We start from the raw sequence: 16,526 nt of genomic DNA, 5'->3' as shown, positions 1-16,526 counted from the left end.
AAGTAGAATCAGTCCCTGTAAAAATTTATTCACAAAGAAAGCGAGATGATTATCCAGATGCTGGAAGATTTGAAAAAAACTTTAACAGAACTGCTGAATCACGAAAAAGAAATAAGGGATTCACTTTGACTTACCTCAGCTGAAGGAACGTATCAGAAGTTACGACGTTCAGATGAGTGATCCCACTTTCTGGGATGATGCAGATAAAGCCCGCAAAATTTCCCAGGAAGCGACAGAGGCTAAAGATGCCTATGAAACCTATACGAAGCTCTTTGAAAGGGCAGAAGGACTGAAGGATATTCTGGATCTGGCCATTGAAGAAGATGATCAGTCCATGGAACCGGAAATTTCCAAAGAACTGAATGAGGTTAAAGAAATCATGGACAAGAAGGAAATCGAGCTCCTTCTTTCCGGCAAATATGATGAGAATAATGCCATCCTTACTTTCCACGCCGGTGCCGGCGGTACAGAAGCCCAGGACTGGACGGAAATGCTGATCCGCATGTACATGAAATGGGCGGAAGCTGAAGGTTTTGAATTGGAAGAGCTGAATATGCTCCCCGGTGATGAAGCAGGTATTAAGAGCGCCGAATACATGGTGAAGGGAAAGTATGCCTACGGTTTCCTGAAATCTGAAAAAGGGGTGCACCGGCTTGTCCGTATTTCCCCCTTTGACGCTGCCAAAAGGCGTCATACTTCCTTCTCCGCTGTGGATGTGATGCCTGAGATTGACGATGATGTGGAAGTAGACCTGAACATGGATGACGTGAGAGTGGATTATTACCGCTCCAGCGGTGCCGGCGGTCAGCATATCAACAAGACAAGTTCTGCCGTCCGTATGACCCATATTCCTACAGGTATTGTGGCTGCCTGCCAGAATGAACGGTCCCAGTTCCAGAATAAGGAACAGTGTCTCCGTCTTCTTCGCGCCAAACTCTATGAATTTGAAATGAAAAAGCATGAACAGGAATTGAGTGCTCTGGAAGGCGACCAGCAGGCCATTGAATGGGGAAGCCAGATTCGTTCCTATGTATTCCAGCCCTATACATTGGTGAAGGACAACCGCACCGGTATAGAAACCGGGAATATCCAGGGCGTCATGGATGGGGATCTGGATCCCTTTATCGAAGGCTTCCTTAAAATGAACAAATTTAAAGCCAAAGCAAAATAAAGGATGGATAGAATGAGGGGCATACAAAGCAGCGCCTGCAAGGTGCTGGCAGTCCTGATTTTCATCGGAGTGATCGCTGCAGGGATGATTTCCCTGCAGCGGACCCATATAGAATCGGCTGCTACATCTGTTGAAAATGTATATGATTATTACAACATTATTGACAGCGCATCAGTTGAAAAAAAATCAGCGGATGAGCTGTTTTCGCTGTACAGAAAAAGCGGCGTCACATCGCTGGCTGTGTATGACGAAACACCGGAAAAACTGGTGAATCATGATTTTCTTCGCGTTTACAGGGGCAGTGAATTTGCCTTCAGGAATCCCGGCGTTTCCGGTATTTCTGATTCCAAAATTTACATCCAGCCTGTTCTGACGAAGAAGGGGGAAGCCTATTTTAAAGAAACAGAAGAGTATCTGTCCCTTCTTATGAAAAAGGATGATGTTCGTTCCTTTGAAGTGAACGGTGTGGACACGCTGGAAGTTGATGCAGTCTACAACAAGTTCATGCAGATGGAACTGGGCATTTATGCCGAAACCTTAAAAGATGCGGCATCCCGCGGCTTCTACGTGGTTCTTCGTCCGGGAAATGAAGCTCATGTTTCTAAGACCTATGTGGATCTTTTCCTGAAGAAGCTGGATGCTTCCGACAGGGTGAGCGCCATTATATTCCAGGGCAAGGAAGTGCTTGGCTATAAGGAATATGTAAAATATCTTTCCGATGAACTGAATAAGCGCCATATTCCCATTGCCCTCATTGAAGCGCAGAATCAACTGGGCTTTGAAAGACAGGCGGGAAACCTGGAAATGGCAGTATTTTCGGATTACAATGTGGTTCGCCTTTATGCCATGTCCAAGGATGAGCTCATTAAGCTTGAACCGAAGGAAGCAGCATCCCGTTTCTATATTTCCGATATTGAACGGAATATCCGTATGAACCTTTTCCCATCATTCAAGTTCCCGCTGAACGGCATGTCCCTTTCCGAAACCAACGCCTCCTACATTGCCGAGGTATCTTCCCGTCTGGAAAATCATGGCTTTACTGTAGGAAAGGCATCGGTGATGGAACCCTATTTCCCGCCTAATGCACTTCGGGGTATTGCTATTGTCGGCGCTCTTTCCCTTGTGGTACTGGCTGCCATTCTTCTTTTTCCTGTTCTTACAAAGTATGTATGGGCCCTTGAAATTCTTGGCCTTGCTGTGACAGAAGGCCTTTTCTTGGGGCTTCATTCGGTGATGGTGCTGCAGCTTCTGGCACTGGGAGCGGCTGTATGTACGCCGGTGGTGGTGGTCAGTCTCTTCCTTGCTTACTGCTTAAGGAAAAAGGACACGGCTTTCGAGAACGTGGGCTGGGGAAAACTGCTCCTGGAATCCCTTGTCATTCTCTGGGTATGCGGCCTTCTTTCCCTGGCCGGCGCTGCCTTTGTAAGCGGCCTTCTGGGGGATATCCGTTTCCTTCTGGAAATACAGATTTTCCGCGGGGTCAAACTCACCTTCGTCCTTCCGCTGGTTCTCATTTCTATTGTGTACATCAGGAATTTCCCTTTCTTCGGTCGGGTGGTATCCTCTGATAAAGATTTTATCCGCTTTGTAAAGAAATTCTGCAGTGTGCAGATACGGCTCGGCCTTCTTGTGGGCCTTGGTCTTCTGGCAGTGGTGGGCTATGTGTTTATCGGCAGGAGCGGGAATAATGGAGCCCCGGTTCCCGGATTTGAAATCGCACTTCGTCGTTTCCTTGAAAATGTCATGTATGCCCGTCCTCGGGAAAAGGAATTCCTCTTCGGTCATCCGGCAGTTCTTCTTGCCATGGCTGCTATGTATCGGAAATGGCCGCAGATTCTTCACTATTTCCTTATTGTGGCAGTGACCATCGGACAGGGCTCCATGGTAGAAACCTTCGCCCATATGAGAAGTCCCTATATTCTGAGCTTTATCCGCGGGCTGGATGGTCTTGCAGCAGGAAGCCTTTCCATGATTGCCGCATTGATTGGGGTTATGATTCTCGTACGGCTGACCAAGTTTTTTGGAGAAAGATATGGCAAATTATAAAATCGTCATTTCCGGCTACTATGGATTTAACAATGCCGGCGATGAAGCTATGCTTTCTGCTATTCTGCAGGCTTTAAACCGGACCTTTCATTCTCCTGACATTACCGTTATTTCCGGGAGCCCTCAAAGTACGGCTGAAACCTATGGCGTTCATACGGTGCCCCGTTTCAGCATCGGAGGAATTCTTCGTGCTGTCTTTTCTTCTGATCTCATTATAAGCGGCGGCGGCAGCCTCCTGCAGGATGTGACCAGCTGGAAAAGTATGATTTACTACCTTTCTATCATCACTCTGGGAGTTTTATTTCGTAAGCAGGTTTTTCTTTATTCCCAGGGTATCGGTCCTGTCCGGTATCGGGTAATCCGCATTATCCTGAAGCATGTGCTTAACCATGTGGATGCCATAACAGTAAGGGATAAGGAATCAAAGGGCTTCCTTCAGCGTCTGGGGGTCCGCCGCAAAATCTATACCACTGCCGATGCAGTGTTGTCCCTGGCTCCCGCTGATCTTTCCATAGGAAGAAGGATTTTAAGGGAGAAAGGAATTCCCGAGGGGAAAAAGAAAATCGGCCTTGCCATCAGGTACTGGCATCATTCCAAAGAATGGATGAACCAGCTGAGGAATGCCGTTTGCCGACTGGCAGCTGAGGAAGATGCAGTGATCGTATGCATTCCCATGCAGTTTCCGGAAGATGAAAAAGCGGCGGAATCCATTGGGGTAAATGATGATCATGTATTTTTCCTCAATGAGGATTATTCTATAGAAGAACTCATGTCTATTATTGGTAATATGGATGTTCTTTTGGGAATGCGTCTTCATGCGCTGATTTTCTCGGCGCTCATGCATGTGCCTTTCCTTGGCATTTCCTACGATCCCAAGATAGATAATTTTCTGGCCCTTATCGGACAGAAGCCGTCCACATCTGTTCAGCACATGGATGGTGAGAAGTTGTATAATGATACTTGTAGAATCCTTTTTTCCGGACTTGCACCGGAAGACTGGAAGAAGGTGGAAGCTCTCTGTGAGAGAGCTTCTCTCAATGTCCAGATTTTAAAAAGTCTTGTTACTCATAAGGAGGAAAACCCATGAGTCACCTTTCTGCAGAAGAATCTGTTTTTCTTAAGGCTAAGGCGAAACAGATCCGTATCGACATTTTGAAAATGATTACAAAGGCCAATTCCGGCCATACGGGAGGTTCCTTATCCATTGCGGACCTTCTCACCCTTCTTTATTTCAAAGAAATGAATGTGGACCCGAATTCTCCCCATAAGGCTGACCGTGACCGTCTTGTCCTTTCCAAGGGGCATGCAGCTCCTGCCATGTATGCATGTCTGGCAGAAAAGGGATATTTCCCAATGGAAGAACTTTCTCATCTCCGCCAGGCCGGTCATATGCTGCAGGGGCATCCTGACATGAAGCATACTCCCGGCGTGGATATGACCACCGGTTCCCTGGGCCAGGGTATCAGTGCAGCCTGCGGCATGGCTCTTGCCAGCAAAATGGACAATGCTTCCTGGCGTGTTTATGCAGTCCTCGGTGACGGTGAACTGGAAGAAGGGCAGGTATGGGAAGCAGCCATGTATGCAGCCCATTACAAGCTGGACCATCTCACTGCCTTTGTGGATAACAACGGCCTTCAGATTGACGGTCCCATTACAGAAGTTATGTCCTCTCTTCCCATTGGCGACAAATTCAGGGCTTTTGGCTGGCATGTAATCGAAACGGACGGCCATGACATGGAAAAACTGCATAATGCCATTGAAGAAGCAAAGACTGTGAAAGGGCAGCCTACCATGATTGTGATGAAGACAGTCAAGGGAAAAGGGGTTCCTGAAATTGAAAACCAGGTAGGCTGGCATGGCAAGGCACCGACGGAAGAAGAATGTGAAAGATTTATTAAACAGGTGGAGGCAGAATAATGGGTAAGGCAACTCGTGATGCATACGGCGAAGCTCTGAAGGAACTGGGAGCTGTAAATCCTGATATTGTGGTGTTGGATGCAGATCTGTCTGCTTCTACCAAAACCCAGGTCTTTGCGAAAGCCTATCCGGACCGTTTCTTCGATACCGGTATTGCCGAAGCCAATATGATGGGGGTTGCTGCCGGTTTGGCAGCTGCCGGCAAAATTCCTTTTGCCTCCACCTTTGCTGTATTCGGCGCCGGCAGAGCCTATGAACAGATTCGCAATTCCATCTGCTATCCGAAGCTGAATGTGAAAGTGGCAGTTACCCATGCCGGACTTACGGTAGGCGAAGACGGCGCTACCCACCAGATGCTGGAAGACATTACCCTCATGCGCGCTCTCCCCAACATGACGGTTATTGTACCGGCAGATGCAGCTGAAACAAAGGCAGCAGTAAAATGGGCAGCTTCCTATAAGGGACCGGTTTATATCCGTATGGGCCGTGCTAAGTGTGATGACATCATGCCGGAAGACGAACCCTTTGTTCCCGGTAAAAGTACTACCCTGAAAGAGGGCAGCGATGTAACTTTCATTACCTGCGGCATCATGACTGCCAAAGCCCTGAAAGCTGCTGAAACCCTTGAAAAACAGGGAATTTCTGCCAGAGTCATCAACATGAGCTCCATTAAGCCCATAGATGAAGAAGCCATTGTAAAGGCGGCAGAAGAAACCGGTGCCATTGTCACTGCAGAAGAGCATACGGTAAAAGGCGGCCTCGGCGGCGCCGTGGCAGAAGTTCTCGCCCTGAAGAAGCCTTGTCTTATGGACATGGTAGGTACGGAAGATACCTTTGGTCAATCCGGCAAGGCCGATGAATTACTTGAAGTGTATGGACTCACTGCAGAGCACCTTGTTTCCTCTGCTCTGCATCTGATCAGCAGAAAGTGAGGATTGGATGATTACATTTGATCATGTATCATTACAATATGATGCCAAACATACTGCGCTGAAAGATATGAGCATTCATATCGACAAGGGGGAGTTTGTATTTGTGGTAGGCCCCAGCGGTGCCGGAAAGTCTACCTTTGTCAAAGTGCTGACTCATGAACTGATTCCTGAGTCGGGCACAGTAGTTGTAAATGGAATCAATATTACGAAACTGAAAAGGAGCAAAGTCCCTTACTACAGGAGAACTCTTGGAATTGTTTTCCAGGATTTTCGTCTCCTTTCTGAAAAAACGGTGTTTGACAATATTGCCTTTGTCCTTCGAGTAACCGGAGCTAAAAGCCGTGAAATCAAGGAACGGGTCAACCGGGTGCTGGATCTGGTAGGCCTTAGAAATAAGGCAAAGGAGCTGCCATCCAAACTTTCCGGTGGGGAACAGCAGCGAGTGGCCATTGCCAGGGCTCTGGTGAATCAGCCCATTCTCCTTATTGCCGACGAACCTACAGGAAATCTTGATCCCGTCACTTCCGAAGAGATCATGAAGCTTTTTAATGAAATCAATCATATGGGTACCACCATCATCATGGTGACCCATAACAAGGACCTGGTCAATGCCATGCATAAGCGGGTCATCAACATTGAAGACGGACGCATTATTGCAGACCAGGAAAAAGGGGGATATCATTTACATGTTTAGTTCTCTTGGCTACTTCTGGAAAGAGACTTTTTATTCCCTCTTCAGAAATAAATTTATGGCAGTGGCTTCCGTTCTTACGGTTACTCTGTCCATGTTCATTCTAGGCGTTTTCCTCTGTGCCGTGCTGAATATCAATCACATGGCCACATACCTGGAAAACCAGGTCGAAATGACAGTGTATCTGAAAGACGGCCTTACGACGGATCAGGTTATGACAGTAGGGAAGAAGCTGAAAGCTCTGCCGGATTTGAAGGAAATCAAATTTACCAACAAAGACCAGGCCATGGCTGAATTTAAAAAACGGCTGGGAGACCAGCAGGGAATTCTGGATGCCATCAACGGTAATCCGCTGCCTTCTTCCTATTCCACCTCCTTTGCTACGCCGGCTTCATTGAAAAATGCAGTGAATATCGTGACAAAGTATCAGGAAGTGGATTCCGTGCAGTATGGTCAGGATATTATTGAGCAGCTCTACAAGGTGGCCCAGGTCATCCGAATCGGCGGCATTATCCTCATCGTATTCCTGGCAGGTGCCGAACTCTTTATTATTTCCAATACCATTCGTCTTACCGTATTTGCCAGACGCCGTGAAATTCAGATTATGAAGTACGTAGGTGCAACTAACGGTTTCATTCGCTGGCCCTTCATTTTCGAGGGTATGATTATCGGTTTCCTTGGATCCGGCCTTGCTTCCTTTATCCTTTGGGAAGGGTACAAAATGGTGCTTATGGAAATGACAAAAGCAGGTCTTGTATTTATTCCCATGATTTCTCTCTGGCCCTTTATTGGTTATATTACGGTTATGCTGCTGGCAGCCGGTGTTATTATCGGTATCCTTGGCAGTACCATTTCTCTTCGCAAATATATGAAGGTGTAAAGGCCTATGAAAAGAACAACATATATGGCCTCCCTGCTGACCATTTCTCTTCTGCTGGGCGGACAGGCTCTTTCCATGCCCTCCTATGCCGACGACCTGGACGACCAGGTGCAGGACCTGCAGGGGCAGATCGATTCATCCCGTTTGGAACAGGAAAACTGGCAGCAGGTTATTGAAGATGTAAGCGCAAAGTTGAAGCAGATCCAGGCCGACCTGGATGCAGCAAATGCACGCCTTCAGGGAATACGAAATAAACAGGCAGAAATCAATGCACAGATCGTAGCGACCCAGAATGAAATCGTTAAGATGGAAGCCTACCTGAAAACCAGGCAAAATGTATTAAACCGCCGAGTCCGCGCTATCTATATGCATGGACAGCTGAACTATCTGGAAGTCATTCTCGGTGCCAACAGCTTCAGCGATTTTGCTAACCGGGTGGAACTTCTAAAGCGAATTATCCGCTCCGATTACAATCTGATTCTTGAAATACAGAAGCAGAAAGCAGCTATTGAAGCCAAGAAGGCTCAGCTGGAAGAAGACAAACGTCAGCTGGACGCTCTGGCGGCGGAAGCTGAAAAGACGCAGAAAGAAATTGCATCTAAGAAAGCCGAACAGCAGAAGGTGCTTGATGCAGCCAAGAGCAATAAGGCAGCTGCAGCCCAGATGGAACAGGATTTGAATGCCCAGCTGGCTTCTGTGAGAAACCTGATTCAGCAGCGTCTGGCTGCGGCGGAAGCTGCCAGACAGGCGGCTCAGCAGGCAGCTGCCAGCGATGATGGAGGCGGTGGTGGCAGTGATGATAACTACGTACAGGGAACCGGCGCCATGGGCTGGCCCTGCAGCGGCCCCATCACATCACCTTTCGGTTATCGAACTCATCCTATTTTCGGAACCACCATTTTCCATGCAGGTATTGATATCGGTGTGGACTATGGTACGCCTATTCATGCAGCTGACAGTGGCGTGGTGGTATATTCCGGATGGATTTCCGGTTACGGTAATGCTGTCATTATTGATCATGGCGGCGGTGTCTCCACATTGTATGGACACAACCAGTCTTTGGCTGTATCGGAAGGCCAGTCCGTATCCAAAGGTTCTGTTATTGCCTATGCCGGCTCTACCGGCAATTCCACAGGTCCTCACTGCCACTTTGAAGTGGATGTGAATGGTTCTCCTGTGAATCCCATGGGGTATCTCTGATGCATAAAACGTGGAAATTTTTGGAAAAGTCCCATTGGAAATGGGGCTTTTCCTTTATTGGCGGCATAATTATCTGCACGGGAGCAGTCATTTACGGCGGCGCATACTGGCTGACGGGAGGTCATCCGGACAGCTTTTTTCATTTTCTTTATACTTACCGTATGGTGAAAGAAAATTACTTCCGGCCCATCGATGAAGATGCCTTATGGCAGGGCGCTTCCCGGGGAATGCTCTCCGGTCTTGATGATCCCTATTCCACCCTCCTTTCCGGAGATTCCTATAATTCCTTTATGGAAACCACCAATGGAGAATACGGCGGAATCGGTGTGGTCATGGGGGCTGACGCTGACGGAGATATCCGGATTTTCAATGTTTTTCCGGACAGTGCTGCAGAAAAGGCAGGCATTCAGAGCGGAGATCTCATTCTTTCCGTAGACGGCAAAGGGGTGGATGCGCTGGGGCTTACCGGCGCCGCCCAGGCTGTGCGCGGCGAAAATGGCACAGAGGTGACTCTTGCCCTTTCCCGAAACGGGGAACCTCTTACGATTCAGGTTACCCGTTCCAACGTAAGCCTTCCTACGGTTTTAGGGAGGATGGTCAAAGAAAATATTGGCTATATCCATATTTTTAGTTTCAGCAGACACACGCCTGATGAGTTTAGAAAGCAGCTTACAGGCTTGAAAGACCAGGGCTGTGAAAAACTGATTATTGATCTCCGCATGAATCCCGGCGGCATGATTGACTCTGTAGTGGCAGTGGCAGACCAGATTCTGACCGGCGGTACCGTAGTAAGTTATCATACCAGGCATCATGGCAGTGAGAAATTTACCATTAAGGGAATCGAAGAACCTATGCCCATGGTTATCCTCATAGATAAGAACAGCGCCAGCGCTTCTGAAATCTTAGCCGGTGCCGTGCAGGATAAAAAAGAAGGTACCATTATGGGAGAAACCAGCTTTGGCAAGGGTACGGTTCAGGCTGTGTATCCTGACGGCAGCCATGAAGCACTTAAAATATCTATTGCTGAATACAGGACTGCTGCCGGGCGGATTATTGACAAAAAAGGGATTGTTCCTGATATTCCCGTGAAACAGACAGGCCGGCCTTTCAGTCTGACTTCCGACAATGTACTTCAAAAAGCTATTGATGTACTCATGGGAATGGAAGCGGCACAGGAAAAATAAAATCATTATGTTATGATAAAAACCGCAGCTCCTTGGACTGCGGTTTTTGGACTGTGGGATGTCTGCTCATTTAAGATGGCCATTATTATCTCAACATCCCTTTATTCCTAAACTTTTTTCCTTTCTCAGGCCTTGGCATGTTATAATAACAATGTAATATTTTGTCATTTTTTGAGTGAGGTATATATATGTTTATTGATAGAGCAAAAATCATTGTTGTTTCCGGTGCCGGCGGAGATGGCATGGTTTCCTTCCGCAGAGAGAAATATGTGCCCCGGGGCGGTCCCAGCGGTGGAGACGGCGGCAAAGGCGGTTCCGTGATTATCCGGGCTGATGGCAGTCTGAATACGTTGATTAATTTCCGGCGTCACCGGAAATTTGCTGCCAAAGCCGGTGCCAATGGCGGCGCCAAGGAAATGTTTGGTAAAAACGGAGAAGACGTGTATGTGGATGTGCCGCTGGGAACCATGGTTTATGATGACCGCGCCGGAGAGCTTTTGGCAGACATGACCCAGGACGGACAGCAGGTTACGGTGGTGAAAGGCGGCCATGGGGGCAGAGGTAATTCCCATTTTGCCACATCCGCTGTTCGCGCGCCTACTTATGCGGAAAAAGGGGAACCGGGGGAAGAAAAGATTCTTCGTCTTGAACTGAAGATTTTGGCCGATGTGGGGCTTCTTGGTTTTCCCTCTGTAGGCAAGTCCAGCCTCCTTCGCAAAGTGTCCGGTGCCAGACCGGAAGTGGCGGCTTACCATTTCACCACATTAACTCCTATACTTGGTGTGGTCAGCCTGGATGCAGAACGCAGCTTTGTTATGGCCGATATCCCTGGACTTATCGAAGGTGCCAGCCAGGGCACAGGCCTGGGAGACGAATTCCTGCGCCATGTAGAACGGACCAAAGTTCTGATTCACGTGCTGGATGCAGCAGGCAGTGAAGGCCGGGATCCTATCAATGATTTCCACATTATTAATAATGAACTGGAACTTTACAGTCCGGAACTTGTTAAAAAGAAACAGATTGTTGCAGCCAATAAGACCGACCTGATTGATGATCCTTCCAAGCTGGAAAGTCTTCGAAGGGAAATCGAAGGGGAAGGCTATCTCTTTTTCCCCATCTGTACTCTTACAGGAGAAGGGCTGAAGCCTCTTCTGGAAGCAGCATGGAAGATTCTGCAGGAAGTACCGGATGTAACTTTTGAAAATCCGGAAAAGGCCATTGTCTATGAAGTGCCTAAGGACGAATTCCTGATTGAAAAGAAGGATGACGTTTTCTATGTAAAGGGAAAACGGGTGGAGAAACTGGTGGGTATGACCAATTTCGAAGACTATGTGTCTATGCGCCGTTTTGAGAGGGCCTGGCGTTTTATGGGCCTTGACAAGCTTCTCAAAAAGGAAGGGATACAGGAAGGTGACACCGTAAATCTTTATGGTGTGGAATTTACCTATGCCGACAGCAGGGATGTTTCGGAAGATGAAGACAAGTAAGGGAGATATGTATGCTGACAGGTAAGCAGAAGCAGTATTTAAAAAGTGAAGCGGTGAATCTTCCCGCCTATGTACAGATTGGAAAGGAAGGAATGACCTCTGCTGTGATTCAAAGCGTGGAGGATGTACTTCTGGCCCGTGAACTTGTTAAAGTGAAGATTAACCAGAATTCTGATGAAGATATCCGTGATACCGCAGGAATTCTTGCAGAGAAGCTGGATTGTGAAATCGTGCAGATTATCGGACGGAACTGCATCCTTTTCAAACAGAAGGAAAAGAAGTCCCACTATGAGCTCCCCTGATACCCTGTTCCGTAAGGCGATTCCCCGGATGAAGCGCATTGTGGTCAAGGTGGGGACCAGTTCCCTGACCTATGACAACGGCAAAATCAATCTTCGGTTTCTTGACCATCTGGCAAGGCAGATTTCTGATTTAAAAAACAGGGGACTGCAGGTTATTCTTGTCACATCCGGTGCCATCGGCATAGGTTTCCCTGAACTGGGCTTTAAGGAAAAACCGGCCTATCTTCCCTATAAGCAGGCGTCCGCTGCTGTAGGTCAGGGTATATTAATGAATATCTATGAGCATTTATTCCGCGAATACGGTCATGTAGTGGGGCAGCTCCTCTTTACCAAAGGGGATGCGGTGAATTCCAAACGTTATCTTCATATGCATGGAACCCTTCTATCCCTTTTGGAACTCGGTGCCGTTCCTATCATTAACGAAAATGATGCTGTGACCGCCGATGAAATCAAAATTGGGGACAATGATACCCTTTCTGCTATTGTTGCCAGTATAGCAGAAGCGGATCTGCTCATTATCCTGTCGGATATTGATGGACTTTATGATTCGGATCCCCGAAAGAATAAAAATGCCCGCCTTATCCACGAAGTGCCTGTTTTCACCCGTGATATTTTCCGCATGGCCGGCGGTGCCGGTACATCCCAGGGAACTGGCGGCATGTATACGAAAATACAGGCTGCGGAAATCTGTGTTCATTCCGGTATAGATATGGTCATTGCCAAAAGCACCATACCGGAAGTGCTTGAGCGGATTATGGACGGTGAGAATATCGGAACCTTTTTCAAAGGGGAAAATGTACATCCCCAGCTAAAGAAAAGGGATATTATCATCGGGACTGCAGTCAAAGGAAAGATTTTTGTGGATGAAGGATGCCGCCAGGCTCTTCTAACGAAAGGCTCCAGCCTGCTTCCTGTCGGAATTATCGGCACGGAAGGCCATTTTTCTGAAGGAGATACGGTGGCTGTCTTCTGTCAAAACGACGAAGTTGCCCGGGGAATCACCCATTACAGCAGCGAAGACATTGGACTGATAAAGGGACTTCACACAGAACAGCTGAAGGAAGGACTGGGAATGGAACCGCCCTATGATACGGTGATTCACAGGGACAATCTTCTGGTGATGAAATAACTATGAAATTTTCTGAAAAAGCCGGATGGCTTGTTTATTATTATACGAAGCATCCCAAAGGACGTTTTGAGCTGTCCCATATACTTGAGCTCCTGGGGTTCCTGCTGGTATGCATCATGATTTCGGAAGCGGTGTTATATGTATGGTTAAACGGATAGGCCTGTTTGGCGGTTCTTTCAACCCCATTCATATTGGTCATCTGGTGATTGCGGAAGCTGCCTGGCAGGAGTTTGGACTGGAAAAAGTCATTTTTATCCCTTCGGGTGACACGCCTAATAAGGATATGCATCATATTGATAAATTTGACCGATACAACATGGTAAAGGAAGCGATAAAGAACAATCCCCGCTTTGAACTGTCTCCGGTAGAACGTGACCGCAGCGGCCCATCCTATACGGTGGACACCGTGCACATCCTGAAAGACGAGCTTGGACCGTCCTATGAATTTTATTTTATCTGCGGTACCGATGCCCTGGCTGATCTTCCTACATGGAAATACAACCGGGAGCTGCTTTCCTGCTGTCATTTCATCTGTGCCAGCCGGCCGGGGAATGAAGAAAAGCTTCGTCAGTCTGTTGACTACTTCGGGAAACTGGGAGAAGAGAAAATCCATTTCCTCCTTACGCCGGAATTGGATATTTCCTCTACCATACTGAGAAATCTTTTGGAACATCATAAATCTGTCCGTTATTTTATACCGGACAGTGTTATTTCTTTTATTGAGTCACATCATCTCTATGAAGGGTCAAATTATGGAGCTTAAAGATATACAAAACGATTTGCAAATTGTTCTTTCACCAAAACGCTTTCGCCACAGCCGGGGAGTGGCAGAGACAGCCAGACATCTGGCAGAAAAATATGGTGCTGATGCACACAAGGCTTATGCAGCCGGATGGGTTCATGACTGTGCGAAGGAGCTTTCTCTTACAGAAATGCAGCATATTGTACAGGAAGCCGGTATCAAAGCTGACAAGTATCTTTTATCCAGCCGTGCTCTTCTTCACGGACCGGCTGGGAGTGTCCTGACAGAGACTAAATATGGTATTTCTGACAGGGATATTCAAAGCGCTGTCTATTTCCATACCACCGGTCATCCTGATATGACCCTTCTTGAAAAAATCATTTTTCTGGCCGATTATATTGAGCCGTCCCGGGACTTTCCCGGCGTAGATAAGCTGCGGAAACTGGCGGAAATTGATTTGGATGAAGCACTGCTTGCTGCCTATGATTCCACTATTTCCCATTTGCTGGACCAGAAAGCCTATATCTATGATCTAACATTTACAGGACGGAATGATTTAATTCTGAAGCTGAAAGAGAAAACGAATGAAAACAAATAAACGTGGTAAATTAAAAGTAAGGAAATTAATCCTCTTTCTTATTCTGTCTCTGGCAGCTGCGGTCATTCTGATTATTGGCATCTGCAAAGGCGTTTCTTATGCCCTTGGAAAGGTGGATAACGGAAATACTCCCATTTCTTATTACCTTCTCCTCGGTACCGACAGAGAATCAGGAAGCGAAGCCGATGCCATCCTGCTGGCTGCCTGGAACAGGCAGGATAAAGAAGTGACATTGATTTCCATCCCTCCCAATACAAAATTGGCCCGTCAGGAAAAGAAAAATCAGTTAATCCGTACGACCTTTACCGAAGGGGGTTCAGAGGAAACAAAGAGCGCCGTGGAAAATCTTCTTCATCTTCGAATCGACAAGTATGCGGTGTTTGATTATTCCAATTTCAAAGAGTATCTGAATCAGATAGGCGGCGCAGATCTTTATGTGGAAAAGAGTATGGACCATCAGGACAGGGAAGGGGAGACGGATATTCGCATTCGTCAGGGATATCAGAATCTGGATGGAGAAAATGCTCTTGGTTATGTACGGTATCTGGATTCAAAAAATGGGGAAATTGACCGCATCCAGCGTCAGGAACGGCTTATGAAGACCATGATTCATACAATGAAGGATCATATGGCTTTTTACAACTGGTTCTTTTTCCACCATCACTGGACCGCGGAGGAAACAAATATTACCAATGGAGAGGCCGCTTCCCTGGCTTATACATTGACTTCCTATCCGGAAGAAAATTTCCATTTCTCCATTCTTCCCGGAGAAACGCAGAAGATTAATAAAGTAGATACCTGGGTTATCAATCCGGTGGAAGTGCAGAAAACCCTTGCCCAAACCATTGGATCTGATAATCAGTGATTACCAATATTACAAAGGAGTTAATTTATGGAAAAAAATATAGAAATTATCTGTAAAGCATTATCGTCTAAAAAGAGTGTACTCATCCGCGTCTTAAATGTTCGCGGGTTAACCAGTATTGCCGATGATTTTATTTTGGCCACTACCAGAAATAAAAAGCAGGCCCAGGCAGCAGCCGATGAGGTGGAAGAAAAGGCTGCAGCAATTGGTCTGCACCCCCTTCGCCGGGAAGGATACCAGGAAGGTGACTGGATTCTCCTTGATTTCGGAGATATTATCGTTCACATTTTTACCGATGAAGAAAGACGGCGCTATGACTTTGACACCCTGTGGAAAGAAGCAGCGGTAGAGGAATATCATGAAACTGGGGATGAAGATGAATAAAGAAGATGAATCCGGTCTGGGTCCCATGCACCTTCGGGAAAATTCTCTGGCAGAGCTTTCCGTAAACAGAGTGACCGAACTGGGCGCTTTTCTTGACGCCGGTACAGGGAACACATCTGATGATATCCTTCTTCACCGGGGTCAGCAGACAAGACCGGTCAAAGAAGGAGAAAGAGTCCAGGTATTTCTTTATCACGACCCGCACCATCGTCTGACTGCCAGCATGCGGTTGCCACAGATACCGGTTGGCGGCATTGGCTATGCTCCCGTCATGCTGACTACCCGTTTCGGTGCGTTTATCGATGTGGGCACAGAAAGAGGCATCTTTCTGCCCTTCTCCCAAATGGAAGAAAGAGTGGAAGAAGGGCAGACTATATGGGTCAAAATGTATGTTGATAAGACCGGGCGGCTGGCAGTAACTATGAAAGTGGAGGAAGATATCCGTAAAATTGCCCTCCCGGCTGCAGGAATCAAAGTGGGGGATATGGTATCCGGTACCGTTTACAACAAAACAAGAGAAGGGATTTTCCTTATTACCCGCCAGCGCTGGATTGCATTTCTCCACAGGGATGAAGTGAACAGACCGATTCATATGGGTGATGAAGTGGAAGGACGGGTGGCCTATATAAGAAAAGACGGGCATTTGAACATTTCTCTCCGCCCACAGAAAGAGAAGTCCATGGAAGGGGACATGCAGATGCTCATTGAGTATATGACCCGCCACCAGGGAACCCTTCCCTTCACAGACCAGTCTGATCCTGCTCTTATCAAAGCATCCCTTGGCATCAGCAAATCCGCCTTCAAAAGGGCAGTGGGCCATCTTCTCAAGTTGAAAAAGATTTCCATGAAAGAAGGAAAAATTACTCTTCTCTAAGAAATCCTGATGTGACAGAATCATATGTTGTGAAATTAAAAAAGCAGGAACCGAATGATTCCTGCTTTTTTATAGTAAACGACAAAAGTAGCTTTACTTAAAGCTGCACAACGACCTAAGCTGG

General features: G+C 47.1%; 18 protein-coding genes. All 18 read left to right on the top strand.

All coding sequences use genetic code 11. The features are described from left to right. Window positions 1–57: 57 nt before the first annotated feature. A protein-coding gene (gene prfB, locus Q0482_RS04880; RefSeq protein ID WP_366517987.1) for a peptide chain release factor 2 occupies window positions 58–1,171 on the top strand; the annotation gives its coding sequence in 2 pieces (ribosomal slippage) (window positions 58–126 and window positions 128–1,171; 1,113 coding nt in all). 3 nt (window positions 1,172–1,174) lie between these two features. Then, the gene (locus Q0482_RS04875) at window positions 1,175–3,217 is read left to right on the top strand and encodes a DUF5693 family protein (RefSeq protein WP_299144104.1); all 2,043 of its coding nucleotides are present in this window, start codon (window positions 1,175–1,177) and stop codon (window positions 3,215–3,217) included. After that, the gene (gene csaB, locus Q0482_RS04870) at window positions 3,204–4,304 is read left to right on the top strand and encodes a polysaccharide pyruvyl transferase CsaB (RefSeq protein ID WP_299144102.1); all 1,101 of its coding nucleotides are present in this window, start codon (window positions 3,204–3,206) and stop codon (window positions 4,302–4,304) included. Before Q0482_RS04875 ends, csaB begins: the two co-directional genes overlap by 14 nt. Then, window positions 4,301–5,134 (top strand): transketolase, encoded by an 834-nt coding sequence (locus tag Q0482_RS04865; protein WP_299144100.1) that lies wholly within the window; start codon window positions 4,301–4,303, stop codon window positions 5,132–5,134. The genes csaB and Q0482_RS04865 overlap by 4 nt, the downstream gene beginning before the upstream one ends. Further along, the gene (locus Q0482_RS04860) at window positions 5,134–6,066 is read left to right on the top strand and encodes a transketolase family protein (protein WP_299144098.1); all 933 of its coding nucleotides are present in this window, start codon (window positions 5,134–5,136) and stop codon (window positions 6,064–6,066) included. Before Q0482_RS04865 ends, Q0482_RS04860 begins: the two co-directional genes overlap by 1 nt. 7 nt (window positions 6,067–6,073) lie before the next feature. Continuing rightward, window positions 6,074–6,760 (top strand): cell division ATP-binding protein FtsE, encoded by a 687-nt coding sequence (gene ftsE / locus Q0482_RS04855; RefSeq protein WP_299144096.1) that lies wholly within the window; start codon window positions 6,074–6,076, stop codon window positions 6,758–6,760. Further along, on the top strand, window positions 6,753–7,637 hold the full coding sequence (gene ftsX / locus Q0482_RS04850; RefSeq protein WP_299144174.1) for a permease-like cell division protein FtsX: 885 nt from the start codon (window positions 6,753–6,755) through the stop codon (window positions 7,635–7,637). Before ftsE ends, ftsX begins: the two co-directional genes overlap by 8 nt. A gap of 6 nt (window positions 7,638–7,643) precedes the next feature. Continuing rightward, window positions 7,644–8,837, top strand: a complete 1,194-nt coding sequence (locus Q0482_RS04845) for a M23 family metallopeptidase (RefSeq protein WP_299144094.1) — start codon at window positions 7,644–7,646, stop codon at window positions 8,835–8,837. A 20-nt stretch (window positions 8,838–8,857) separates the two neighbouring features. Then, window positions 8,858–10,021, top strand: coding sequence for a S41 family peptidase (locus Q0482_RS04840; RefSeq protein ID WP_299144091.1), 1,164 nt, complete (start codon window positions 8,858–8,860; stop codon window positions 10,019–10,021). Between the two features lie 188 nt (window positions 10,022–10,209). Further along, a complete protein-coding gene (obgE, locus tag Q0482_RS04835; protein ID WP_299144088.1) occupies window positions 10,210–11,508 on the top strand; it encodes a GTPase ObgE in 1,299 nt (432 codons plus the stop codon). Between the two features lie 11 nt (window positions 11,509–11,519). After that, window positions 11,520–11,810 (top strand): ribosome assembly RNA-binding protein YhbY, encoded by a 291-nt coding sequence (gene yhbY / locus Q0482_RS04830; RefSeq protein ID WP_291054641.1) that lies wholly within the window; start codon window positions 11,520–11,522, stop codon window positions 11,808–11,810. 28 nt (window positions 11,811–11,838) lie between these two features. Next, window positions 11,839–12,939, top strand: coding sequence for a glutamate 5-kinase (proB, locus tag Q0482_RS04825; protein ID WP_299144085.1), 1,101 nt, complete (start codon window positions 11,839–11,841; stop codon window positions 12,937–12,939). Window positions 12,940–12,941: 2 nt separating this feature from the next. Beyond that, window positions 12,942–13,097, top strand: coding sequence for a hypothetical protein (locus Q0482_RS04820; RefSeq protein ID WP_299144082.1), 156 nt, complete (start codon window positions 12,942–12,944; stop codon window positions 13,095–13,097). Continuing rightward, window positions 13,082–13,702: a nicotinate-nucleotide adenylyltransferase gene (nadD, locus tag Q0482_RS04815; RefSeq protein WP_299144079.1), complete on the top strand. Its 621-nt coding sequence runs from the start codon at window positions 13,082–13,084 to the stop codon at window positions 13,700–13,702. The genes Q0482_RS04820 and nadD overlap by 16 nt, the downstream gene beginning before the upstream one ends. Then, window positions 13,692–14,279 carry a bis(5'-nucleosyl)-tetraphosphatase (symmetrical) YqeK gene (yqeK, locus tag Q0482_RS04810; RefSeq protein WP_299144077.1) on the top strand — a complete coding sequence of 196 codons (588 nt, stop codon included), beginning with the start codon at window positions 13,692–13,694 and terminating at the stop codon, window positions 14,277–14,279. The genes nadD and yqeK overlap by 11 nt, the downstream gene beginning before the upstream one ends. Beyond that, window positions 14,266–15,144 carry an LCP family protein gene (locus Q0482_RS04805; protein ID WP_299144075.1) on the top strand — a complete coding sequence of 293 codons (879 nt, stop codon included), beginning with the start codon at window positions 14,266–14,268 and terminating at the stop codon, window positions 15,142–15,144. The genes yqeK and Q0482_RS04805 overlap by 14 nt, the downstream gene beginning before the upstream one ends. 27 nt (window positions 15,145–15,171) lie before the next feature. Next, on the top strand, window positions 15,172–15,528 hold the full coding sequence (gene rsfS / locus Q0482_RS04800) for a ribosome silencing factor (protein ID WP_299144073.1): 357 nt from the start codon (window positions 15,172–15,174) through the stop codon (window positions 15,526–15,528). Continuing rightward, entirely contained in the window at window positions 15,503–16,402 is a 900-nt protein-coding gene (locus Q0482_RS04795) for a S1-like domain-containing RNA-binding protein (RefSeq protein WP_299144071.1), read from the top strand. Before rsfS ends, Q0482_RS04795 begins: the two co-directional genes overlap by 26 nt. Window positions 16,403–16,526: the final 124 nt, after the last annotated feature.

It is taken from the genome of uncultured Dialister sp. (assembly GCF_937959425.1).
Classification (GTDB): domain Bacteria; phylum Bacillota; class Negativicutes; order Veillonellales; family Dialisteraceae; genus Dialister.
This window is presented reverse-complemented; position numbering and strand designations above follow the sequence as displayed.